The sequence below is a fragment of the Algoriphagus boseongensis genome (assembly GCF_004362805.1).
In the GTDB taxonomy this organism is placed as follows: Bacteria; Bacteroidota; Bacteroidia; order Cytophagales; family Cyclobacteriaceae; genus Algoriphagus; species Algoriphagus boseongensis.
This window is the reverse complement of sequence record NZ_SNYF01000005.1, coordinates 421,139-444,043: the sequence shown is the minus strand read 5'-3', so window position 1 is coordinate 444,043 and position 22,905 is coordinate 421,139. Positions and strand designations below refer to the sequence as shown.

Annotated in this window: 22 protein-coding genes and 1 tRNA gene; 8 read left to right on the top strand and 15 right to left on the bottom strand. The window is 39.0% G+C overall.

The genetic code is table 11. The features are described 5' to 3' along the window. The first annotated feature begins 31 nt into the window (after positions 1–31). From DFQ04_RS01995 to DFQ04_RS01985, 3 genes are all read left to right on the top strand, one after another. On the top strand, positions 32–1,516 hold the full coding sequence (locus DFQ04_RS01995; RefSeq protein WP_133552168.1) for an AAA family ATPase: 1,485 nt from the start codon (positions 32–34) through the stop codon (positions 1,514–1,516). Continuing rightward, positions 1,513–2,163, top strand: a complete 651-nt coding sequence (locus DFQ04_RS01990; RefSeq protein ID WP_133552166.1) for an HNH endonuclease — start codon at positions 1,513–1,515, stop codon at positions 2,161–2,163. The genes DFQ04_RS01995 and DFQ04_RS01990 overlap by 4 nt, the downstream gene beginning before the upstream one ends. Positions 2,164–2,391: 228 nt before the next feature. Further along, positions 2,392–3,015 (top strand): tetratricopeptide repeat protein, encoded by a 624-nt coding sequence (locus DFQ04_RS01985; protein WP_133552164.1) that lies wholly within the window; start codon positions 2,392–2,394, stop codon positions 3,013–3,015. A 136-nt stretch (positions 3,016–3,151) separates the two neighbouring features. On the opposite strand, the gene DFQ04_RS01980 is transcribed toward DFQ04_RS01985, so the two are convergent. Next, a complete protein-coding gene (locus DFQ04_RS01980) occupies positions 3,152–3,802 on the bottom strand; it encodes a tetratricopeptide repeat protein (protein ID WP_133552162.1) in 651 nt (216 codons plus the stop codon). Between the two features lie 269 nt (positions 3,803–4,071). Between DFQ04_RS01980 and DFQ04_RS01975 the strand changes: the two genes are divergently transcribed. Next, the gene (locus DFQ04_RS01975) at positions 4,072–4,542 is read left to right on the top strand and encodes a hypothetical protein (protein ID WP_133552160.1); all 471 of its coding nucleotides are present in this window, start codon (positions 4,072–4,074) and stop codon (positions 4,540–4,542) included. Positions 4,543–4,631: 89 nt separating this feature from the next. On the opposite strand, the gene DFQ04_RS01970 is transcribed toward DFQ04_RS01975, so the two are convergent. Further along, a tRNA-Ile gene (locus DFQ04_RS01970) sits at positions 4,632–4,708 on the bottom strand. 102 nt (positions 4,709–4,810) lie between these two features. Between DFQ04_RS01970 and DFQ04_RS01965 the strand changes: the two genes are divergently transcribed. Together DFQ04_RS01965 and DFQ04_RS01960 are read left to right on the top strand one after the other, a co-directional pair. Then, positions 4,811–5,440 carry an HAD family hydrolase gene (locus tag DFQ04_RS01965; protein ID WP_133552158.1) on the top strand — a complete coding sequence of 210 codons (630 nt, stop codon included), beginning with the start codon at positions 4,811–4,813 and terminating at the stop codon, positions 5,438–5,440. Continuing rightward, positions 5,433–6,542 (top strand): site-2 protease family protein, encoded by a 1,110-nt coding sequence (locus tag DFQ04_RS01960; protein ID WP_133552156.1) that lies wholly within the window; start codon positions 5,433–5,435, stop codon positions 6,540–6,542. Before DFQ04_RS01965 ends, DFQ04_RS01960 begins: the two co-directional genes overlap by 8 nt. A gap of 22 nt (positions 6,543–6,564) precedes the next feature. Here the strand turns inward: DFQ04_RS01960 and DFQ04_RS01955 are convergent, their stop codons facing one another. From DFQ04_RS01955 to DFQ04_RS01915, 9 genes are all read right to left on the bottom strand, one after another. Then, entirely contained in the window at positions 6,565–7,122 is a 558-nt protein-coding gene (locus DFQ04_RS01955; RefSeq protein ID WP_133552154.1) for a YceI family protein, read from the bottom strand. Then, entirely contained in the window at positions 7,119–8,084 is a 966-nt protein-coding gene (locus DFQ04_RS01950; RefSeq protein ID WP_133552152.1) for a DUF5777 family beta-barrel protein, read from the bottom strand. The genes DFQ04_RS01955 and DFQ04_RS01950 overlap by 4 nt, the downstream gene beginning before the upstream one ends. Further along, a complete protein-coding gene (locus DFQ04_RS01945; RefSeq protein ID WP_243739617.1) occupies positions 8,081–8,530 on the bottom strand; it encodes a QcrA and Rieske domain-containing protein in 450 nt (149 codons plus the stop codon). The genes DFQ04_RS01950 and DFQ04_RS01945 overlap by 4 nt, the downstream gene beginning before the upstream one ends. 193 nt (positions 8,531–8,723) lie before the next feature. Then, entirely contained in the window at positions 8,724–10,070 is a 1,347-nt protein-coding gene (locus tag DFQ04_RS01940; RefSeq protein ID WP_133552150.1) for a hypothetical protein, read from the bottom strand. Between the two features lie 100 nt (positions 10,071–10,170). After that, positions 10,171–11,766 carry a SulP family inorganic anion transporter gene (locus DFQ04_RS01935; protein WP_133552148.1) on the bottom strand — a complete coding sequence of 532 codons (1,596 nt, stop codon included), beginning with the start codon at positions 11,764–11,766 and terminating at the stop codon, positions 10,171–10,173. 40 nt (positions 11,767–11,806) lie between these two features. After that, positions 11,807–13,735 carry a proton-conducting transporter transmembrane domain-containing protein gene (locus DFQ04_RS01930; RefSeq protein WP_133552146.1) on the bottom strand — a complete coding sequence of 643 codons (1,929 nt, stop codon included), beginning with the start codon at positions 13,733–13,735 and terminating at the stop codon, positions 11,807–11,809. Further along, a complete protein-coding gene (locus DFQ04_RS01925; RefSeq protein WP_133552144.1) occupies positions 13,735–16,230 on the bottom strand; it encodes a YbcC family protein in 2,496 nt (831 codons plus the stop codon). The genes DFQ04_RS01930 and DFQ04_RS01925 overlap by 1 nt, the downstream gene beginning before the upstream one ends. A gap of 95 nt (positions 16,231–16,325) precedes the next feature. Further along, entirely contained in the window at positions 16,326–16,697 is a 372-nt protein-coding gene (locus DFQ04_RS01920) for a hypothetical protein (protein WP_133552142.1), read from the bottom strand. A 404-nt stretch (positions 16,698–17,101) separates the two neighbouring features. Then, positions 17,102–18,049 carry a DUF4097 family beta strand repeat-containing protein gene (locus DFQ04_RS01915; protein ID WP_133552140.1) on the bottom strand — a complete coding sequence of 316 codons (948 nt, stop codon included), beginning with the start codon at positions 18,047–18,049 and terminating at the stop codon, positions 17,102–17,104. 84 nt (positions 18,050–18,133) lie between these two features. Between DFQ04_RS01915 and DFQ04_RS01910 the strand changes: the two genes are divergently transcribed. Beyond that, positions 18,134–18,451, top strand: coding sequence for an antibiotic biosynthesis monooxygenase family protein (locus tag DFQ04_RS01910; RefSeq protein ID WP_133552138.1), 318 nt, complete (start codon positions 18,134–18,136; stop codon positions 18,449–18,451). 11 nt (positions 18,452–18,462) lie between these two features. On the opposite strand, the gene DFQ04_RS01905 is transcribed toward DFQ04_RS01910, so the two are convergent. From DFQ04_RS01905 to DFQ04_RS01895, 3 genes are read right to left on the bottom strand one after another with little or no spacing between them, the layout of a single operon-like run. Beyond that, positions 18,463–18,981, bottom strand: a complete 519-nt coding sequence (locus tag DFQ04_RS01905; RefSeq protein WP_133552135.1) for an acyl-CoA thioesterase — start codon at positions 18,979–18,981, stop codon at positions 18,463–18,465. A 2-nt stretch (positions 18,982–18,983) separates the two neighbouring features. Continuing rightward, positions 18,984–19,613, bottom strand: a complete 630-nt coding sequence (gene pncA / locus DFQ04_RS01900; protein WP_133552133.1) for a bifunctional nicotinamidase/pyrazinamidase — start codon at positions 19,611–19,613, stop codon at positions 18,984–18,986. After that, a complete protein-coding gene (locus DFQ04_RS01895; protein WP_133552131.1) occupies positions 19,594–21,087 on the bottom strand; it encodes a nicotinate phosphoribosyltransferase in 1,494 nt (497 codons plus the stop codon). The genes pncA and DFQ04_RS01895 overlap by 20 nt, the downstream gene beginning before the upstream one ends. Positions 21,088–21,227: 140 nt before the next feature. Between DFQ04_RS01895 and DFQ04_RS01890 the strand changes: the two genes are divergently transcribed. Then, positions 21,228–21,953: a hypothetical protein gene (locus DFQ04_RS01890; RefSeq protein ID WP_133552129.1), complete on the top strand. Its 726-nt coding sequence runs from the start codon at positions 21,228–21,230 to the stop codon at positions 21,951–21,953. 58 nt (positions 21,954–22,011) lie between these two features. Here DFQ04_RS01890 and DFQ04_RS01885 read toward each other — a convergent pair whose 3' ends face one another. Further along, positions 22,012–22,818: a DMT family transporter gene (locus tag DFQ04_RS01885; protein ID WP_133554308.1), complete on the bottom strand. Its 807-nt coding sequence runs from the start codon at positions 22,816–22,818 to the stop codon at positions 22,012–22,014. Between the last annotated feature and the right edge of the window lie 87 nt (positions 22,819–22,905).

Below are 22,905 nucleotides of genomic sequence, written 5' to 3'. Positions count from 1 at the left end.
CAAATAATTCGACAGAATCATAATTAATTTAGTGGATATTTATAAGTACCTAGTAGTTGGGGAAAATGTAAGGATACAAGAAAAAAAATTAAAAATCATGAATGGTGTTAGAGTTATAAGTTTACAATTCCAAGGACAAAATATCCCCTTGATAATGGATAAAAAGGGCGATTTAAATAACAATCATTTTACTGTAATAATAGGCAAGAACGCATCGGGAAAAAGTCGAATTCTAGCCTCTATCCTAAATAAAATCCGGATAGCCAAAAATCATAGATTGAAACCTTTAGAAGATTCAGGATATCTGAGACTTTGGTTAAATAATGAAGAATACATGATTTCTGGAAAATCATATAATCCTGATGATTTTAAAGAAATTAATTTACTATCCATTTCAAATAGTCTTTTTGATAAGTTCCCGTTTTCCACCAAGTCTGATAAAAACTATACCTATATAGGCCAGAGAATGATAGGATTATCAACACACAGAAGAGCAATTATAAATGATGTTTTAGATGTTTTAAACGACAATATAAACACGAAAGAGTATCAAACAAAAGCCTTAAAATTATTCAATTTTATTGGAATTGAACCTTTCATCCGAATCAAGTTGCGTCTCGGAACTAACTATAAAAGTATTGAAAAAAACGATAAACATTTTATAGATCCAAGCAGTGATTTAAGGAAATTCCTGCTTGAACTTTCTCAACAAAGATTCTTCCAAAATCAGTCTTACTTTCTTGAAAAAAAAGCAAACGATAATGACTTTATCAATGGCCTTAAGGAATATATTCAAAAGAATCTACTCTTTTTCGCAAGATCGAATTATACTGAAACAATAGATTATACAATTGATTTTAACAGTACCACAAAATCAGACCATTTTACCCAAGATTATGAATATTTTTCAATCCTACGAAGATTAAACCTACTCTCCTATTATTCTATTACCGTCAGGAAAGGAAACCAGGAATTTGATATCCTTGAATCCAGTACAGGCCAAATTGGTCTTCTAACTACGTTGCTCCGTGCTTTACCACACCTAAAGGACAATTCAATAATTTTAATAGATGAACCAGAAATTAGTCTTCATCCGACCTGGCAAATGCAATACATTGAGCTTTTACAGAATTACTTGTCAGGGTTTTCTGGGTGCCATATTTTAATAGCCACACACTCACACTTTTTATTATCAGACCTTAATCCTGATTGGTCATCAGTAGTAACAATTGAAGCGCAAAAAGATGGTCTTAATGGCGAGGTACTAGAATATACTCCCTATTCCTGGTCACCAGAAGCAATACTTTACAATGTATTTGGGATCAAAGGTTTAAGAAATCACTACTTTGAATATGATGTGAGAACACTTCTTGAATTAATATCAAATAACTCCAAGAATAAAACAAAAATTAAGAATCTTATAGAAAAGTTAGAAGAATTCAAGCTCCCTCAAGGTGACCCTATGAAAACAATCCTTGATGAAGCAAATTATTACCTAGATTCAATTTCAAAATGAATCAACCTTTTCTATACCAAAGCTTAAGAATAACAATTACCTTTAATCTTGTTGAACAAGCCATCATTAATAGATTAAAACCATTGGATGGCTCAGAATGGGATGGAAATATAAAATCTGGTTGTTCTGTTACTAAAGCTGAACGAGATAAATTAGTTACAGACATTAAAACAAAACTTGAGACTATTCAAGGTTCATATTGCATATACTGTGGAATCCATAGTGATTATAGAGGACATCTGCAACGTGAACACATCCTAAGTAAGTCCAGCAGAAATTACCCTAATTTCATGTTTGAACCTCGAAATCTGGTCTTAGCTTGTAGAGTTTGCAATATGGACTTAAAACGCACTAAGGATTTCGGGTCAAAGGAAAGGATAAAGTACCGGAAAAACACATTTAGTATTATTCATCCATATATAGATGACTTTAATAGGCATTTAAAATTTTTTGGTAGTGGACACCAAGTCTTGATCCAAAAAATGCCTTATTCCAGGAAAGGTAAAAAAACTATAGAAGTCTTCGAGTTAGATTCAGTAGCAAGAACTGTAGAAAGAAGTGGGCTTATTGATCAATATGAAAAACACATTGATCCAAAATTTCTGGGTACACTAGCCTTAGTATTAGGTAAAAAATATTTTAAATAGAAACCCAAATTCCGCAAGAATATTCAAGGATCTTCATACAAATTTTAATTCAAAATATGAGAGTAAGTTAAATAATCTTTTTTAAGAGCTTCGGGAAAACCGACAAAAACATTTGTCAAACCTTTGAAGAATAACAGTATATTTTTAATTTCTTTAAACCGTTAGCAATAGAATACCTTTAGAATTAAAAGGCATCTACCCACTAATTCTTGGGAAGAAAAGAAACCAGTGATTGAATCATTAAAAAATTTGTGGGGTGAACAAACAGGTCATAGATCGAGATTGAAAAATGCTTTAAATTGGATGCATAAGAAACCAAAGAACTTAAATGGAATGAAAAAAATAATTCTAATAACGATAGTTTTAATTTGGTCTATTGAAAGTTACAGCCAAAGTTCCTGGGATTATGTAAAAAATGGATCAAGAAAAATGGACCTCATGGATTATCACGGAGCAATTCTTGATTTTTCTAAGGCAATTCAACTAAACCCTAAAGAGTCTTTCGCTTTCATGTACCGAGGTTATTGTAAAGCTGAATTAGAAGACTATAGGGGTGCAATTTCAGATTATAGTAAGGCAATTCAACTTGTAGATCCATGGAAAGAAGATTTACTAGCTGAAGCTTATAATGCAAGAGGGAGTGCCAAATCACTTCTAAAAGACTCCTCAGGCGCCATATTAGACCTAAATAAAGCAATTGAGTTAGGTGAAGATTCAGGCAGTGCTTATTATAACAGGGGTCTAACAAGAATAGAAATGAATCAAAAGGAACTTGGGTGCCTTGACCTTTCGAAAGCAGGTGAATTGGGACTATCAAAAGCCTACACAGCCATTAGAGCCAAGTGCAACTAGTATCTTAATTCATAAAATCTAAAAGACCGAAATCCTAACACAATAAAATTCAAATGGAACTTTTTCATTCGATCCGCATCAAAAACATAAATTAATCCAAGATAAATTTCGAGTTCCTAAAACGCTATTTGACCAATCATTTGCACATTACCCTAATTTCCTCGTAGACAGAGGACAATCCTAATTCACCTGCTTTAGATAAATCCAAGCACCCACTCTCTTTTTGGTTAAACCTAATCTTACAAATACCTCTTGAACGGTAATTTTGTGGGTCATTTGGGGAAAGTTCAATTGCTTTATTGTAGTCTAAAATTGCTCCTCGATAATCCTTAAGGTTTGCCTTAGACAGCCCCCTATTTTGGAAAGCATTGGAGTTTCTTGGGTCTTTTTCAATAACTTTTGTATACTCTAAAATTGCTCCTCTATAATCCCCTAAAACTGATTTATAATAACCCTTGCTTGAAAAAATTTCAGCTAAGTGCTCAGCTGGTACTCCAAAGCCTTCTGCTTTGCTAATATCTGTCAAAGCACCGCTATAATCTCCTAAATATCCCTTCGACTTCCCCCTGAAATAGTAATGTTCCCATTCTGATGGAAACAGTGAGATCAAATAAGAAAAATCTAGAATTGCACCAGAGTAATCCTTGTCTTTAAATTTTTCCAAAGCCTGAATTCTTAATAATCCATTATCTAATTCATCTAATTTTTTTCTAAGTTCTTCCTTATTTTGAGCGTAACTTCCTGAAATAAAGAAAGATAAAAAAATTGGAATTAGAATGAATTTCATGTTTGGAATATTTATTAACCTTTAAAAGTGCCTTTGGTCTTATTAAAGATAATAATTCAAACCTTTCAAAATTTTAGAAAACGAATTTTCATTCAGGAATTTTAAATTAAAAATCCCTGAATTTGCGATCAGAATGCAAATAAATGAGTAGTTAGGACTTGCAAATTCATAGGTGACTAATCATAATTTCGTTAAAATTCTGCTTTAGGCTGTAACCAAACATCCATCAATAGAACTTGATTGGATTTTTAATTTATATTTTAACAACAATGAATTGGATTAAATCAAATTACCCCACCCTAATAGCTTTCGTTTTTGCTACACTATTAGTCATTGGGTACTTCAATACTAGATTTGATGAAAGAGTATTCCTTGGCATTTTAGGAATAATGGCAACGATGTACCTTGGAACCCTTCGTACACGAATGGAACATGACAAACTTTTCAAGGAGCTTTTTACTGATTTCAATACCAAGTACGACAACCAACTGAACGACCTTTTGAATGACCTAAGGGCCAACCCAGAAAGGGATCTAGAGCCAGAAGAAACCCAAATGATTTTTGATTATTTTAATCTATGTGCTGAAGAATACTTGTGGAGGAAAAAAGGCCGCATCCCATCAGATGTTTGGGAAGCTTGGAAAGCAGGGATTCAATCTAACTTGGAAATACCACAGGTAAGAGAATTGTTTAACAAAGAGGCAAAGGACAAAAAACAAGAATATCTTATTATGGATTGATGGATGAATTAAGGTGGAAATAAATTAAAGTGTCCGTAAATTCAGCCGTAAAAAGAAAAAATCCCCTTAAAAACGATAATTAAGGGGATTGGTGGGCCCAGCTGGGCTCGAACCAGCGACCTCCTGATTATGAGTCAGAAGCTCTAACCAACTGAGCTATAGGCCCAAAATTTAAAACCTTAGATTTTCGACTTGGAATGCCTTCTAACCTTGGTTTTGGGTCTGCAATGTTACATATTTGAGTTCATTTACACAACTTGAAAAGTGCATGAAAAATGTCCCTGATGCAGATTTTGTGATTTTTGATCTGGGCAATGTGATCATCGATATTGACTACCACCGCTCCCTTAATCTGATTAAGTCCTTGGTTTCTAATCAACTCCACGACAGGGTGGATCAATTTTATTTGACCGATTTTCATAAAGCCTACGAAAAAGGTAAAATCAGTTCAGAGAATTTTAGGAATCAGGTAAGAAATTATTTTGAGCAAAACTGGAGCGACCAAAAAGTAGATGAACTTTGGAATAGTCTTTTAGGAAAAATCCCACCTCAAAGATTGGACTTGGTAAAAAAACTAAAAGAAAAATATCGATTGGGAATATTGAGCAATACCAATGAAATCCACATCGATGCGGTGAATCAAATGCTAGTGGAAGACTTCTCGGTCCGAAATTTTAATGAGCTCTTTGATCATGTGTTTTATAGTCATGAAATGGGCCTTGCCAAACCTAGTACAGAGATTTATTCTACCATGCTAAATCAATTGAATACCGCTCCTGACCGGGTGATATTTTTTGATGATTTGGAAGCGAATGTAAAAGGTGCAAGTTCTGTAGGCATAAATGCTGTTCATGTGACTGGTCCCCAAGTTCTATTTGATTTTTTCTCCCATGTATAGCACCAAAGAGTACCTAAAACACATAGGATTATTTCTGTTGACAATTCTTACAGCTACTCTAGCCGGTGGAGAATGGGTCTATGGCAAATCAATTATAGGCGTTGATGAAAGCGCCTTGACTTGGGAGTACTTTTTTAAATCCATGTCCTTCTCGATTCCATTTATCGGAATTCTCCTAATCCATGAATTGGGGCATTTATTTACCTCAATTTACCACAAAGTCAAAAGCTCCTTACCCTACTTTATTCCAGTGTGGTTGGGGTTTATAGGCATTCCCTCCATCGGAACTTTTGGAGCTATCATCCGCATGAAGGGCTTTGTCAATAGTCGAAAAAAATTCTTCGACATTGGTGTAGCCGGACCATTGGCCGGTTTTGCCATAGCTTTAGGGGTATTGATTTATGGTTTCACTAATCTGCCAACCTCCGACTACATTTATTCGGTTCATCCCGAGTATGCCGATCCCAATTTTGAAGGATATGGAGAAGATGTTTTGGAGTTTGAATTGGGAAATAACCTTTTATTCAACCTGTTAAGCGAACTATTTGCCGATCCAGAACGGATGCCAGATATGGGTGAGGTCATTCATTACCCTTTTCTATTTGCAGGATATTTGGCTTTATTTTTTACGGCTTTAAACCTTTTGCCAATAGGGCAATTAGATGGTGGACATGTCATTTTTGGGCTTTTTCCGAAATATCATTATCCAATTTCCCTGGTATTTTTCACTGCGTTCTTGGGATATGCTGGACTAGGCATGATCAGTCCGATTATGCCTTTGGAGGATTTGGTGATTCGAATCCCGCTTTATATCGGGTTTATTTACATCTGTTATTCCCGAACAGATTTAAGCCAAAAGACCAAATTGACCTTGGCTCTTACCATCGCTGCAGTTCAATATGCAATTGCCTTCCTGAAACCTGAATGGGAAGGATATCAGGGCTGGCTTTTATTTGCCTTCTTTCTCGGAAGAATGGCAGGTCTCAAGCATCCGGAGGTTTCGGGAAACAGGCCTTTGGACACTAAAAGAAAGCTTATCGGATGGTTGGCGATTTTGATTTTCGCACTTTGCTTTTCTCCTAGGCCATTTATTTTCAGCTAACTAATTTGTCTGAAAACTCAAATTAGTTCGTCTTTCTCTCTTGTAGGGAAATATTGCCAGTAACCTCTATTTCTTCGGCGATTTTGGTGATTACAAGGGAAGGGATTTCTACTTTATACTCCTCTGGTTTCACCAAAAATTTAAAATCGATTTTTAGAGAATTACCGGATGATACAAGATTCCCTTTCACCGTAAAGGGCTTGGTGACTCCGTGGATTGTCATACTTCCGACGGCGGTAACAGGATAGGTTCCGGGAACTTTAAAATCTATTTGCTCTTTGATTTTCCCTTTGAAATTAGCGGTGGGGTACTTTTCACTTTCCATGTAATTCTCGTTGAAATGCTCCTGCATCAACTTATTGGGGAAAACGAAATCGGTGATCTTCATCTGTACTGCCAAATCCATGGTTGCAGGATTAACCAAGCAACCCACTTTTTGATTTAATGCTTCAATGGTTTCCAAAGGGGTATCAGAATAAATCTTGACTTCACCTGTGCTCGTTCCATACAAAGTTTGTCCCAGCGCTTCATTAACCTGAAATGCCGTCAGAAATACTAGTATTCGGATTAGATTTTTCATTTGTCTTTGTTTTTTGCGCCTTTTTCAAAACTGAATGTTCTTGAAATATTAAATCCGTAGAAAATGTCTGCATTCTCCCAGGATCCCACGGTCTGACCTACAAATTGCTTTTCGATCATCCCCCTTGAATTGGTGAAATGAAGTTGAAAAACGTGTCCTCCCGTCTCTATATCCACTCCAATGGAAAAGGAATTGTGGTAGGGATAGGGATTTCTAGTACTCACTTCGTAAGCTATAGGATCGGTGACCGCATAATAATACTCCCCAGAAAGAGTAAATCTTTTGGTCAGTTTATATCTCCCTCCTATTCCCAAAGCCCATTGATCATTTGAAATTGAAGGATCTTCGACTTTATTGTAATGAACCAAGGTAGGGACAAGTTGAAGCGATAGTTTTTCATTGAATTTTCTTCCGATAAAGGCCTGGCCCCAATAGGTGTACCGTTCAAGGTTATTGGAAAATTTCATAACTGAACCAGATTCCATGACATATCCGGATTCCATGGTATTAATCCCCCAACCGGCCATTCCAGTCAAGGTAATTGGGAAACGGTCGGACTGCCTCAATAGTTTATACTTAGTGTAGAGATCATAGGTCTTTTCCTGACTACTTCTTCCTGCTCCTATCAACCACTTATCGGTCAGACCATATTCCAATCCCAACCTAATTCTAGCCTCATCTAAACCGAAGAAGTTGGCCAAAAACCCACTATTGACTGCCCCGAATCTGTGCGAAATCCAGAAATTCAAATGGTTTTTGGAAATGGTTTCTATAGTCTGCCCATTGATCAAGCGGGTGGCTTTAAAAGTAGCCAAGGTATAAATCGGGTCCTTGGACTGTTCTTCTTCAAGCATACTCAGCAAGTCATCTTGCGCATTTGCCTTTGGGATAAACAAAACAGATCCTACTAACAAAAAACAACCCGTCAGGAATAGGCTGAATTGATTTTTTTGGATTCTCATGAATAATAGACAGTTAGGTTAGTTCCTGACAATTCGGTTCTATAGGTCGTAAGTCCTCTGGATCCATTGGAATTCAAACCCTTTCCTGAAGTATCGAATCTCGCCCCGTGTTCAGAGCAATAGAATTCTCCACTTCGAAAAGTCACTTTGGCTTTTCCTTCATGCGAACAAACTTGGGTGACTGCTGCAAATGAAGTTTGAGAAACCCTGGCGATTACGATTCGATTGACAATCACATAGTTTCCAACCGTATTTAAAGTTGAATAGGAAGAACTCGTAAGATCCAAAACAAGATTTGGTGTGGATCCGCCGTCATTTCCAGCTGGAGCCATACTTTCATTAATACAGCTGGTCAAAGCCCCACCAGCACAATAGACAGCAACAAGAGAAGCTCCTTTAAGTCCTAAGGACTTTAGAAATTCCATTCGATTCATTTTCTCATTCATGGCGATTAAGTTTAGGGTGTTTGATTTGATTGGGTAAAGTTAAGTTAGAAGTCTTCAGGCAGTCTTAGCCTTTTCTTAAGATACGCTTAAAGGGAAACGTTCGGATTTTAAAAAAATTGACAATACTTATTTCAAAAAATCAAATAACCTCAGAAGAAACTTCCGAGGCTATCCAAATATCAGTCCATCACAATTAAAATGAAAATTGGTACTGCAAGACCCACATTCCTTTGCGTGGCTCTGAATCATTTACAATTAATTTTTCGGTATTTCCTTTGACCAAAATTGGCCGAAGCTGGTAATCAAGGGAAAGCTTGGATCGATGTCCAGCCTGAAGCCAATTGACACCTAAGTCAACTACAGTAAAGGGCTTTTCCACTCTTTGATAATCCGAGACAATCAATTGACCATACGGCTGAAGAGTGCCCATTTTCCCCAAAAGGTCCTTTTTCATCAAATAACCGATTTGGGTATAATAAACACTCCCTGTTCCGATCAAGGGAAAGGAATTGCCCGGACCATTGAAGGTTCCATTAGCATTCACCCCGTTTGCAGGATTTATAGCTCCTCCAGTCCGTAGGTAATTGGGACCAAAATCATAAGAAATATATGCGGCGTAGGCAGTTAGGGCTGTTCCTTTAGATTCATTGAGTGGGGCATCGTAAAAGACATCAAGTCCCCACTGCTTACTGGCCTGTTGTAGCACAGGTCCAGAAGCGGATTCCCGGTATTCCACGGCATGATCTTGCGTAGAAAATCCTCCTCCGATATTGAAGACTCTCTTTTTCCCTAAATAGGTACCTGTCATATACGGGATCTGATTGGATTCTTTATCAAGGAATTGCCAAAAGAAATAACCCTGATAATTGATCGCTGGGGCCATCGTGCTGTAATAGGCAATATTGGCTACGCCTTCAGGTAAAGTAGGAACAGGACTTAAAGCCGTTTGAACCGGGAAGGGATTGGAAACTGAAATTCGGTAATCCAATTTCCCAAGTTGACCCTTGGCATAAACACCAAGCTTTCTGACAAATTGATCCGTGATATCATTGGTAGACTCTTCGATAAATGGAAGATCCATTCCAAGAATTGTCGCCACAGAAGAAGAGGAATACCTTACTGTTCCGTTCCAGCCATGAAGACCTGCACCTAAGCTTAATTTTCCCGGCACGACTGCATAATCTGCAGTCACATCATGAAGAAACAAGCCGGGCTTTCTTCCCGAAAGTGAACCAAAACTATTGATCCCAAATTGGGTGTAGACGAAAACCTTATCCGTTACCTGACCTAAAACCTGATACCTTACCCTTCTCAATCCCACATCAAAAACCTCGCTTTTTGGTGTACCGAAAATGGTAGAACCGGGATTAAGCGCTGTATATCTGACCCAGATTTGACCCAGTCCAGTACCTTTGACCCAATGGGTCTTTTCTTCATTTAGAAATAGTTTAACTTCTTTGTCCGCTTGGGCATAGACAGCGGATGTTTTCCATCCTACCATGAGACCCAGCAGCAAAAGAACTTGAGCTAGCTTTTTCAATTTTTTGAAATTTAAGGGAATGAACCTCCAAGGCTAGTCATTTCTGATAGCCCGGAGGGTGATTGTACTAATCAAGGAATGCCTTTCTAAAAGGCTAAATTCAAGAAGTTTTGAGCTTTCTTGCAGCCAAATGGTGATCAGAAACGGCTTCGTGTTTCTCAAGTCCCACTAACTTCACATGGCCCCCATTTTCTTCATAATCATGCTGAAAATGATGAAGGTTTTCCATTACGGAGTGATCTACCAGCTTAGTGTTTTTCAGGTCAATGGTCACATTGAAACCTGCAGGGATTTCCTCTAGCTTTCTCTTTATTCCTAAGAAATTGGAGAATATCGCTGCCTTATCAATTTCCACCAAGTAGTCATTTCCAACAAATGAAACCACGGTTGGAGCTTTGAAGAATGAACTGACTGGAGTTCCATTGATCAGGTGAAGAATCATCTTCAATACAATACCTGCAGCAATACCCACTAACAAATCCTCAACCAGGGTGAAAATGATTGTTACCAAGAATATAGCAAGTTGCTCTTTTCCGATTTTGAAAGTATTGATAAACTCTTTTGGATGGGCAAGCTTGATACCCACTGTAATCAACATTGCAGCTAATGCAGCATTCGGGATCATTTCAATCACTGGAGTGGCAACCAAAACGAACACCAAAATAAAGAAGCCATGGAAGAAGTTTGCCCAACGGGTTTTCGCACCATTATTTACGTTTGCAGAGCTACGAGCCACTTCAGAGATCATAGGCAAGCCACCCACTAAAGCACTGATGGTATTTCCTACACCTACTGCAATCAGGTCTTTGTCGTTATTTGACTTTCTCTTGAATGGATCAGTAAGGTCAATGGCCTTTACAGTAAGTAAGGATTCCAAAGTACCAACTAAGGCAAACATAATCACATATTTTATGAAGATTCCGGTTTGTGAAATACCCGAGAAATCAGCATTCAATTTTACATTTTCGACAAGGTTTCCAATGTGAAGCAAAGCATAAGCTGGCTCCGTATTTTGAAAATCCATAGCCAATTCAGCAGGAATAGCAATTAACAAAACGACCAAAGGAGCTGGAACTTTACCTAATTTGAATTTTTTCAAGTAAGGCCAACCCAACATAATCGCCAAGCTGACAACTCCAATCATCGTCGCTTTAGGATCCAAATTGGCAAGAAATTTAGGAATAGATGAAATCATCGCCACAATGCTCAAGCCCTTGTATAGTTCTGGATTCACATCCAAGAGAACAGGGATTTGCTTCGCAATGATGATAATACCAATCGCTGCCAACATTCCGTGAATAGCTGAAAGAGGAAAGATATCTGCTAGTTTTCCCAGCTTAAGAAATCCAAAGGCAATCTGAACCAAGCCTGCTACAACCATGGCTCCCAAGGCAAGTTTCCAACCCGTTTCCCCTCCTCCAAAATCTGCTACTGAACCTGCAACCACTACAATCAAACCTGCAGCAGGTCCTTTAATGGTTAATTTAGAACCTGCAAAGAAACTGACTACGATACCACCGATAATGGCTGTAACCAAACCCATAATTGGAGGAAAATCTGATGCTTTTGCAATACCCAAACTCAAAGGCATAGCCAATAGAAATACCACAAAGCCCGAGATAGCATCGGAACTGAAGTTTTCCTTTAGTCCTGCCCAGCCGTCTTTTGGCAACTGAAGTTTTGATGAATTTTTCATGTGCTTAATATTTTATTTTGGGCCGAGCCCAAGTTATTTTTTAGGAAAGTGATGATTTAATTGAGCGTTTGGACTTTGAATTTCCATTACTCAGTCCTTTGGTAATACCGAATAAAGTTTCCGGAACAGGTCTTTTTGTTCCCAAAAAGAGTCTTGCAAATATTCTAACCGCTGCGATTCCTTCCATTACGAAAGCAAGTGCCGCAAAGAATGCCAGAAGATACTGATCCTCTTGGATGTGGCTGAATAACAAATCCTCTCCTACGAAAGTGGGAGAAATCGGAAATCCCATCAAACCCAAAACGCTCAGCAGGAAGAGAAATGCCAATCCAGGATATTCTCTGACATAACCTTGATATTCATATAGGCCAGACTGTTGAAGTTTCCTATTCATCCAGGAAATAATCAAAAGCCCTGATAGTCCGAAGAAAACCACACCGCTCAGGTAAATGACTAACTCAAGCCTTGTGGTCAGCTCATTTTCAGCAATCGCCAAAGCCATCCAGAAATGGTTCATTACCAAAAGCGTCCAACTCAATCGAGCAGATTTTCTTTCAGTAAAGGACTTCATTACCATAAGTAAAGCCACAAAAGCAAATACTAATGGAAGAATGGAATGAAGGTATTCCGGGATTTTGTAGCCTATCAAAAGCAAGGTTACCCCTACCAAATAACTAGGTATAAAGTAATACAATACGGTCTTATAAGAAAGGAAATCCAGTTTGTGTCCCAATTTCTTCATTGGAGAAAACACAAATTGATTGATAAATCGGTCAAGATTCCATTCTTTCAAGCTCCATACATACATGGAAATCCTCATTTTTTCCATCCAACCGTTTCTGGTTTTCATTGCCTTTGGCTCAAATCCATAAAACTGTTCACGAATTAGGTAACTGACCACGGAAGGTGATACCAATAATTGGTAAGTTCTCAGGAAGGCATTTCCGGCAAAATGGATCAAAGCCAAAACCTCAAGTCCAGCCGCCACTTCAATGAACATGATTCCGATTTGAGTCAAAGAGGCATAACCGATCTGAGTTTTCACCGAAGTCTGCACCCTCGCGATCATAGTAGAAACAAGGGCTGTTGTTAGGCCCATAAGCCCAATCAACACTCGGACAGTGATTTGATTTTCCCAAAACGGAAAAGTTCTAAGCAATAGAAACACACCCAAGTGAACTGAGAGCGAACCATAGAAAATGGCAGAGGAAGGAGTTGGACCCTCCATAGCTCTAGGCAACCAGCTTGAAAATGGAAACTGAGCTGATTTTGCAGCAGCTGCCAAAAGCAACATCATGGCAATGAAAATCCCTATACCTGAATGACCTGCCAGGTGCTCAGAGACCAATTCGGCATTATTCAACTTAATGAAGGTGATGTTCTCATGCCAAAGGTGATGACTTGCCCACATCGCCAAAATCAAGCCTACATCCCCGATTCTATAGATCGAGAAGACCTTGATGGAGTTTCGAGTTGGAAGAAGATTTTCTCTGTAAAAGGCTACCAGTAGGAAAGAGGAAATTCCTAAAATCTCCCATCCCACGAATAGCGTTTCAAAGTTTCCTGCCAATACCGTGATATTAAAACCTAAGTAGAAGAACAAGACGGTATTGAAAAACCTCTTGTAACCACTTTCCCTGTGTAGATAATACCGGCTGTAGAATGTGATTAGGAAAGTAAGCATCGCCCCAATCACCACATATACAGCTCCTACCCGATCAAAGAAGAAATCTACCAAAAACTCAAAATGGGTAGTTTTTAGAAGAATAAATTCCTTGAGGTTTAAGCTTTGAAAGCCTCCAATTCCCCAGAAAACGAGGAAAACCAAAACGCTCAGTAAGTTTAATCCTGCAGTGTAGAAGGCAATTCTAGAGAGCAAGTTCTCCTTTGATTCTGGAATAAGAATACTGATTAAAAAACCCACAAGTGGTATCCCAATCATGAGTTGAATCCAAGCTGACAATTCCATTACAACGAGTCGATTAAATACACTGGAAGATTTTCTTTAGAGCTCAAGAGCTTGTCCTGGAGATGCTCGATGTGATCGATGGTAGATTCTGGCTTATATTGTACAAAAGCCTCATCCTTGAATCTCAGGAAAGTCTTGGTATGTGGATCGATGACCACAAAATGAACCCAGTAATTCTTGATCCATTCGTAAGTAGCAGGGTTGGAGCGAATCACGTCCATGACCACGTCTGGGTATTGCTCCACAATCAGCATCAAGCGAATAGGATCGTGAATCTCTACCATTTGGTAAGGAAGGCCTGTTCTCAAATCTCCATCTGCTCCATTGGCAACTCCAATGAGTCCCATGACATTGTGAGGCAGTTTGGTTCCTGCACCCAATTTATCCGGATCCATCCTGGAGAAATAGTACTCTAAGTTGATACCTCCACAAACTGGAGCGGCAGCACCGAGAATTTTTGTTAAAGCCTTTCCTTCAGGATCTTTTCTATAATCATAGGAATTCAAGAAGGCCCTACGGTCGAAAAACAATCCTTTGATCGTGGATTTCCTGGAAACAATACACAAGGCATTGGTTGCGTGATTGTATTCCGGACGAGGCTCAAATAGAGAAAATGCTCTTTTCTTTACTGCCTCGTGCAATCTGTTGATAGACTTGTTTTTTCGTAAAGTATCAAATCGTCTGGATCTTTCAAGTGCATTGATATCCAAAGCCTTACTAAATTTCAGCTTATTCAATTGATGCTGTTTCAGGTTTTCTGGACTCAATTGATCCTCATCGTAATATTCAATTTCATCCTTGGTCGTATCATGAAGGCCTCCCAAGAACTGTGTTGATTCCGGAATCACAATTCCTCTTGCTACCAATAATTCCCTTACCTGTGGATGGTTTGCCATGGCTGCGGCAACACGTGCGTTTACCGAACCGGGACGACCGCAGCAAGCACCACAATCATACCCTGCATAATGGGTATTGTTGATACTGGAAGCTCCGTGCCCGATCAAATAAACCAAAGGAGAAAATCTGTCCAATAAGCCAATGCTTCTGAGCAATCCTTCTATTCGATCGGCCATTTCTTCAATCTTAAATCCAACCTGTAGACCATCGAAAAACTCCCCTTGAAACTCAATGGAAAGTGTCCCTTTAGGATCCATATGCTTGAAGGAAGAAACTTCCAAAGCAGAACTTGATGGTTTAAGGATATTTCCAACCAATCTTAAAGCCGACCAAAAACCAAGTGTTTGAGCATTTACCCAACCTCTTAGCAAGGAGTGGCTATTTTGGTTGAAATGGGCATCCTTAGCTAGTTTCTTATGGTTTGCTGTTTCCTTGATGAGATACTTTGGAGTTACTGGTGCTGGGCAAGATTTGGTATAAAACTTTCCAAACTCGGGCTGAAAATAAAACTCCACGCTAAAGAAACCGGGAGTTCCATAAGTCGCACATTCAGGATCGACATATTCCAAATGTCTCCTAGTGGAGCATTCTCTATCGTCAATGCAAAACATTGCCTGAAAGCTTGGAGAATCGGGTGATTTTATTTCAGGCTGCACCGATTTTATACCTGCTAAAACCTCATCGTAATAACTCCATTCATAGGCCTCTTGCCAGCAATGGAGCATTAAATCAATCTCTTCAAAAGGAACAGTCTCGAATAACTCTCTGGTATCTTTTGGAAAACGAACCCCAATCGGGCTCCAGTTTTCTCCAAACTTCTTATCCAAAGCATCGATCTCTAGAAGACATTCGAATTTGATCATATCCTCTAGATTGATCTTTTTTCTATCCAAAAGTGATTCCGGCTGAGTTTCCAAAACAGAAACCATTCCTGACCATCCCGGATGAGCAAACTGCTGATCGAAAAGATACCAGCCATAGGCTTTTTCATTTCCAACCAGAATTTCAAGAAGTTCTTCGAGTTTGAGATTTTCCTTGTGAAGAAGGGTTTTGACTCTTTCTGATTTAAATAAGGATGCGATACTTTCTTTTTCGATTGCCTTGATAGCTTCTAAAAACCCACTGGCTTCTACCGGAAATGACCAAATAGAAATCCCTTGATCTAAATAGGCTGAAAGAACTCTGAATAAGAAAGGGTGGGTGACTTTATCGAGATTGAAGTGGTAATCACTTTTCCAATGGGCTCTTAATGTTCCCACTTTAGGATTGGTCTCAATCTCTAGGGTTTGATCAAACATTTTGATCGCCCAATCATTAGCCAATTGAGGTCCAAATTGATCTTCGAGGACATTTTTGAGTATCTGTCCTTTGATTTTTCCTTCATGATAAAGTTCTCTGTATGTTTCCAAAGGAAGATATCCTTTGTATCCGAGCTGCGTTTTTGCCTGCTTGATTGCCTGATGAAAAGGCAAATTTTGGAAAGCATGCAAGGTGTTATGATGGACGAAGTCCTTTAGCGGGGCTTGGGCTGGAAGAAAATGCTTGAGTTCATGCACTATTTCTTCCAAGCCGTATCCCTGCTTGTGATGATGTTTCATTAGAATGTATGCTGAGTGATGGAATTGATCCCTCAGATGGGATCATTATGTAAAATGGGAAAACTCCCTTTTTCAATTGCCCAAAAGGCTAAAAATCAACTCGCATAGACCTTCCAGGAATGGAATAGGTCATATAAATGTACTCCAACTTTCGCCCCTTTGCTTCCAAATGGACTTTCATTGTCTCCAAAAGATAAATTCCATGAAGACAAGAAAGTATAGGATTCTAAGAAATTTAAATAGGATTCCTGTTCAGATTCTTCTTTTTCCTCTTCTTGGGTTTCAATTAAGCCTTTATCATCAAAGCCTAATCCAAAAATAGAAGATTTGATTTCCTGTTCTTTTTGTTCAGAAGTTGAACAAGAATTAGAACCAAAAAAATCTGCCGGAACAATTTCCACCAACTGGCTTTGGATAACCAAAGTCAATCGAAGAAGGAAAGTGATTAATGACAGAATAGAAATCATATTCGAAAAACTCTCGAAATCTACATGTATTATTAAAATTCTCAATACAAATGATTAAAAATTTTAACAAAATGGAAATTTATTTTATAAAAATTAACTAAAAAGAAAATAGCCCCGGGCTTCCGGGGCTATCAGGTGATTTAACAACTTTTCCAATTTCCTAGTAATCAAGACTTTTAAAGGAATGATCCCATGGATTCAGAAACAGACGATTGGAAGTCAAATGGAGAGTAAACCTAAACCTAAAACCATTTCGACTTCCAAATTTTCTACTGATTTGCAGAAAAATTTATTCGTCATGCATACAAAATTAGTGATGATTTTTTTATTAATGAATTCTAGCTGAGGATTTTGACCTTTATCAAACTCTTCACAATCAGAAGGAAATGATTTTTGGGGCCCATTTAATTATTAATTTCAATCATACCACTAGATACAGAACCATGGATGGTATAAGTAGATCCGTTATTTATTTTCAGGGAACCTGATGAAGAATTTTCTCCCACACTTACTCTTCCGCTTCCAGCCTGAAGGTCATAATTGAAATCATTCAGATTGGAAAATGTACGAAGGACGATTCTACCGGAAGAGCTGGAAAGCAAAGTCTTAGGTCCCAAGCCAATTCTGTTTCCGGTAATATTTCCTGAGCTGATTCTTAAGTTTTGGACTTCGTCAATATTTTCAAGCTGTAGTCTTCCAGAGCTCATTTCAGAATTTAATTGACCTTGAAGATTAGATACTTCCACATTCCCGCTTGAGGCAAAAACTTCTAGATCTCCAATAACTCGGTTGAAGTCCATCGAGCCTGAACCTGCTTTGGCAATTACATTTCCATTTAAATCATACCCCTTGATCACACCCGAACCGACTTCCACGTGAATTTTATAAGAATTGACCTCATTTAGCTCTATACTTCCTGAACCGGCAAAAACTTTTAAAATCTCAGAATTGACAGTTGAAACCCTGGTCATTCCTGAACCTGATTCTATGGTCACTTCCATATCTTCTGGGCCATTAAGATTGAGGTACCCTCTATTTCTTCCTCCACCAAAAGCACCTTTTTGTTTTAGCTGAACATGAAGTGTATTTCCAATCACTTCATACTCGATTCTATAATTCCCACTTCTGGAAGATTCCAAAAGTCCGTCTAAACTCAAAAAGGTCTGGTTAGAATTTCCTTGGTAATTCACTTCCAAGAACCCAGATTCAACTTCGATTTTTGTGACTCCAGAAAATTCATCATTGACAGTTTGGACAACTTCCAGCTCTTCGTAGCAAGAAGTCAAAAACAACATGGAGCCTAAAAGCATCGCTGCTAGTCCAAAAAACCTGTTTAAATTTTTCTTTTTCATAGTTGGTATAGTTTGAATTTTTAGATTTTTTATCTTTCCATTAAGACAATTCAAAATCTTTCTACCCCTATTCCAATTCTAAAAATGATTGCAAAAACTCCTAAACCGCCCTATTACGCTGTCATTTTCAGCAACTTAAGAACAGAAAAAAATGAAGGTTATTTGGAGATGGCTGAAAGAATGGAAGAATTAGCCACCAAACAAGCCGGGTATTTAGGACATGAAAGTGTGCGGGATGGACTGGGAATTACCATCAGTTATTGGGAAAGTCTAGACGCAATCCAGGCATGGAAAATGAATGCAGAGCATCTCGCTGCTCAATCCTTGGGAAGAGAAAAATGGTACAAGGCATTCAAAACCAGAATTGCCTTGGTAGAACGAGATTACGGTTTTGAGTTATAAAAAAAGGGGAATCATTTCCCCTTTTCTATTTCCAATTTCAATTGCTTTACCCGGTTCTTAGGATCTAGATCAGCCAGATCCAAATTCAAAGAAGTGGCCTTGAGAAATTCCATCACCGCTCCTGAATGATCGGTAGACTTTCCTTCCCCGAGGGTAACATATCTCATCGTAGACCACAATACTGTTTTGAGTTGGGTCTTGGAATCATCCGTCATGTAATATTCCACCAGAATGGTATTGTGATTATGCCATAGGATTCGGCTCATAATCCTAACCCACTCCCCTACCATTGCCGGTTTTACATAGCTGATATTATGGTTATAAACCACCCAGGCAGCCTTATAAACCCTGATCAAGTCAATGATTTCCAAACCATAAAGCTTTGGAACTTGATCCTCTCTGGCATTGAAAAAATAATCGAAATACTTCGCATTGTTGAGATGTCTCAACGGATCACAGTCCTGGAAGCGGATAACCACCCGGCTTTCTGTTTCTTTAGGATAATGCTTGTCAGGATCGTATTGGAACATGGTTAAATTGATTTACTATCACAAATGATTACTCCTGCACTTCTCAGTTCTTCTATGGCTTTCTGTCCGTCTTCTGGAGAAAGATTGACAGCTCGGGTTGCATCCGCAATCAAGTGAGTCTCAAAGCCTAATGACCTCGCATCCAAGGCAGTGAATTTTACGCAATAATCCAAGGCTAAACCACAAACATAAACCTGAGTAATTCCTTCTTTCTTTAGGTAATCTCCCAATCCAGTATCTCCTCTTCTGGCATTATCGAAAAAACCGGAATACGAATCCACCATTGGATTTTTTCCTTTCTGAAAAATTGCCTCCCATTCCTTTCTTTCCAATTCCGAATGAAAATCCGCTCCTTGCGTTCCTTGTACACAATGGACTGGCCAAAGGATTTGGGTTAAACCTCCCAATTCAATAAACTCCCCTGGCTTCTTACCGGGATGATTGGCAGCAAAACTCCCATGATCCTTAGGATGGAAATCTTGAGTTGCTATGACATGAGAAAACTTGGGCTGGATTTCATTAATCAAAGGAACAACCTGATCCCCTTCAGCCACAGCCAAAGCTCCTCCAGGGATAAAATCATTTTGAACGTCCACAATAATCAATGCAGCATTATTCGGCTTCTTGCTCATTTTCAAACTTTTTGGCTTTTAACACTAAATCCATTCTCAAATGATGAAGATTTTCTTCCAATCCCACCGGATACAGGTGTGGATTCACCAAACGCTTATGGGCTTTGTCCAAGGATTCCAATTGGGTAGCTGCTCTTTCACGTATTTCATGAAGACTTGGAATGGTATAAACCTTTTCTCCTTTTTTAAAGATAGGTTTCAACAAAACTTCTTCTTTATAAAATGCTGGCATCAAACGCTTTCTTCGGGTGGCATCAATGGGATCAATGATCACCACACCTCTCGGGTCAATTTCCTGATCTTCCAAATAAATCATATCTGAAACGGCTTTCCCATTGGAATAATACCGCTTCACGTTATGGAATCCAGGAATATTGATCTTCAGCGATTGCTGAGAGACTTTCACTTTGGGCTCCCAAACACCTTCTGAATTCTTAACCGCCGAAAGTTTGTAAACGGCTCCCAATGCTGGTTGATCGTAAGCAGTAACCAGTTTGGTACCTACTCCCCAAACATTAATTGCTGCGTCCTGACTTTTCAGAGAAGTGATGATATGCTCGTCTAGATCATTTGAAGCGACGATTTTTGCATCTGGAAAACCTGCCTCATCGAGCATTTGTCTGGCTTGGGTAGAAAAGTAAGCCAAATCACCGGAATCAATACGAATTCCTACCATCTCCTTTCCTTTGGCTCTCAATTTATCCCCAACCTTAATGGCATTCTTCACCCCATTCAGGGTATCATAGGTATCCACAAGGAAAACGCATTGATCTGGAAAGGCTTCCGCATAGGCCTCAAAAGCTTCCAACTCAGTTTCAAAGGACATAATCCAGCTGTGTGCGTGGGTTCCTGCCACAGGGATTCCAAAAAGCTTTCCAGCCATCACATTGCTGGTAGAAGTACAACCCCCAATGTAAGCGGCCCGGCTAGCTGCTAAAGCCCCATCAATTCCTTGCGCCCGGCGAAGTCCAAATTCCAAAACTGGTTCTCCCTGAGCAGCCAAATTGATTCGTGCCGCTTTGGTTGCAATCAAAGTCTGGAAGTTGATGATATTCAAGAGCGGGGTTTCCAACAATTGACATTGGATCAAGGGGCCTTTTACCCGGATCATGGGAGCATTGGGAAATACTACCGTTCCTTCTTCCACCGCATCGATATCACAGGTAAACTCCAAATTTTGCAGGTAATCCAAAAAGGCGGATTCAAAAACAGGGCTTCCATCCTTGTTTTTCATATCCCCCAAATACTCTAATTCCCCTTTTTCAAACTTAAAATTCCTGCAAAAGTCAATCACATAATCCAACCCCGCTGCCAGAGTAAATCCTCCCTGAAATGGATGCTTTCTAAAAAAAAGATTGAAAACCGCCTCCTGCTCCCCTTTTCCAGACTTCCAATAGGCATAAGCCATGGTGAGTTGGTAAAAATCCGTTAGCAGCACCAAACTGCTTTGATAAAGGTCCTTGGTGATTTTCATAGTTAAAGCTTTGGGAGATTAAAGGTAAGGCGAAGTGATGGACCTACCAATGATAGTTTGGTTTTAAAAGCTTGTCAAATAGGAGAAAGTTGGACTCATTTTTGATTATTTGTGGTCTCAATAATTTAATCTACCATAATATGAAAATCACAAAAATTCTTCTCGCAGGGTTGATCATTTCCTTGGGAGCTTGTTCTGAGAATGAGGTTCCAGAAATAGGGGAAGGCGAAGTTAAGATCGGAATGGGGATAAAATTATCCTCCAACAGCGCATCAGGGGCCAGATTACAAAATACTGGATTAGACATAAAAACAGGTTTCGTTTTGATCAAGAAAATGGAACTTGAAACTGCGGGTGTAGATGAAAACGGGGCAGAATTTGACCGGGAAATCGAAGTTAAATTTCCGGAACCAAAGCGGATAGATTTTGATGCGGTGGACTCCTCTGTTGATTTCTATTTCAATATCCCGGCAGGAAATTATGAGGAAATAGAGCTGGAAATGGATGTGATTGATTATAAAAATCAGCCATCTCTTCAATTAGACGGCACGTTTACAAAGGCCAATGGATCTTCAGTACCTTTCAAATTTGAAGTGTATGGAGAGGATGATGAAGATTTGGATTTTGAATTGGAAATCGAAGCAGAGGACGATGAATTGTTTTTCCTGGAAGAAATCAATAATCATGTAGCCTTGATGCAAATCAATGCCAAAGCTTGGTTTAGCTCCATAAGTCAAAGTGAATTGGAAAATGCCAAACTTACCAATGGAGTTTTACTCATAAATGAATCTACAAATGAGTCTATTTACGATAGGGTCTTAGAAAAAATCGAAAGTTCTCTAGAAATAGAGATAAAGATGAAGTAAGCTTCGAACCACAAAAAAAGGGATGCCATCTAGCATCCCTTTTTTATTGAATTCTTTTTTAATGCTTCACCCTCAGGTTTAGTAAAATCCCCGCCAAAACTAAAGCCATTCCCAAATAAGCTTCAATCGGGAAGGTTTCCCCAAAGAGGAAATAACCAAAAGCCAAGGCATACAAAACACTCATGTAACTCAAGCTGGAAACTCTGGAAAGATTACCGGTTTGATAAGCCACTGTCATAAAATATTGGGCGCTCTGGGTACAAAATCCAATCCACAGCAACATCAGCCAATCCCAACCTGATGGCATTACCCAATCGAAATACATGATGATCGAAGCGATGGGAAGCGTAACCAAAGGGAAATAGAAAACAATGACTAAGGGATGCTCGGAGGTCTTTAATTTCCGAATCATATTATAAGCCACGCCGGCAGCCAGGCCAGAAGTCACCCCCATCAGCGCACTCAATCCATCCACTCGAGGATCAAATCCCTGAATAATCAATACCCCCGAAAATGCCATAGCGAAATACAGAAACTGGATCGGCCTTACCCGCTCTTTCAGAATGAAAATCCCCAAAATCGTGGTGAAAATCGGAGACAAGTATTGCATGGTCACCGCACTGGCTAAAGGAATCCGCTGGAGGGTATAGAAAAACAAGATCAGACTAATCGAACCCACAATTCCACGGATCACCAAGCTTCCTTTTCGATTTCCGAAAACAGGAATTGACTTTTGGCGGAGGATAAAAAAGGTAAAAACCAGACTAAATACAGACCTAAACCAGACAATCTCGATAGCAGGGATATGAGGAATGAACTTCACAGATACATTCATCATGGCGAAGAACACTCCTGCCAAAAGCATGGATTGTACGCTACTGATTTTAAAGTTGGGGCTGGTCATGAATTTAATTCCGGCAAATCTACGCTATGCGAGGCAAGAACTGGTCAT

Bases quoted from the DNA above. Each gene is read 5' to 3' on its own strand.
- DFQ04_RS01990 (WP_133552166.1), top strand. From the start codon at position 1,513: ATGAATCAACCTTTTCTATACCAAAGCTTAAGAATAACAATTACCTTT.
- DFQ04_RS01980 (WP_133552162.1), bottom strand. From the start codon at position 3,802: ATGAAATTCATTCTAATTCCAATTTTTTTATCTTTCTTTATTTCAGGA.
- DFQ04_RS01975 (WP_133552160.1), top strand. From the start codon at position 4,072: ATGAATTGGATTAAATCAAATTACCCCACCCTAATAGCTTTCGTTTTT.
- DFQ04_RS01965 (WP_133552158.1), top strand. From the start codon at position 4,811: ATGAAAAATGTCCCTGATGCAGATTTTGTGATTTTTGATCTGGGCAAT.
- DFQ04_RS01960 (WP_133552156.1), top strand. From the start codon at position 5,433: ATGTATAGCACCAAAGAGTACCTAAAACACATAGGATTATTTCTGTTG.
- DFQ04_RS01955 (WP_133552154.1), bottom strand. From the start codon at position 7,122: ATGAAAAATCTAATCCGAATACTAGTATTTCTGACGGCATTTCAGGTT.
- DFQ04_RS01950 (WP_133552152.1), bottom strand. From the start codon at position 8,084: ATGAGAATCCAAAAAAATCAATTCAGCCTATTCCTGACGGGTTGTTTT.
- DFQ04_RS01945 (WP_243739617.1), bottom strand. From the start codon at position 8,530: ATGAATGAGAAAATGAATCGAATGGAATTTCTAAAGTCCTTAGGACTT.
- DFQ04_RS01935 (WP_133552148.1), bottom strand. From the start codon at position 11,766: ATGAAAAATTCATCAAAACTTCAGTTGCCAAAAGACGGCTGGGCAGGA.
- DFQ04_RS01930 (WP_133552146.1), bottom strand. From the start codon at position 13,735: ATGGAATTGTCAGCTTGGATTCAACTCATGATTGGGATACCACTTGTG.
- DFQ04_RS01925 (WP_133552144.1), bottom strand. From the start codon at position 16,230: ATGAAACATCATCACAAGCAGGGATACGGCTTGGAAGAAATAGTGCAT.
- DFQ04_RS01920 (WP_133552142.1), bottom strand. From the start codon at position 16,697: ATGATTTCTATTCTGTCATTAATCACTTTCCTTCTTCGATTGACTTTG.
- DFQ04_RS01915 (WP_133552140.1), bottom strand. From the start codon at position 18,049: ATGAAAAAGAAAAATTTAAACAGGTTTTTTGGACTAGCAGCGATGCTT.
- DFQ04_RS01910 (WP_133552138.1), top strand. From the start codon at position 18,134: ATGATTGCAAAAACTCCTAAACCGCCCTATTACGCTGTCATTTTCAGC.
- DFQ04_RS01905 (WP_133552135.1), bottom strand. From the start codon at position 18,981: ATGTTCCAATACGATCCTGACAAGCATTATCCTAAAGAAACAGAAAGC.
- pncA (WP_133552133.1), bottom strand. From the start codon at position 19,613: ATGAGCAAGAAGCCGAATAATGCTGCATTGATTATTGTGGACGTTCAA.
- DFQ04_RS01895 (WP_133552131.1), bottom strand. From the start codon at position 21,087: ATGAAAATCACCAAGGACCTTTATCAAAGCAGTTTGGTGCTGCTAACG.
- DFQ04_RS01890 (WP_133552129.1), top strand. From the start codon at position 21,228: ATGAAAATCACAAAAATTCTTCTCGCAGGGTTGATCATTTCCTTGGGA.
- DFQ04_RS01885 (WP_133554308.1), bottom strand. From the start codon at position 22,818: ATGCTTTTGGCAGGAGTGTTCTTCGCCATGATGAATGTATCTGTGAAG.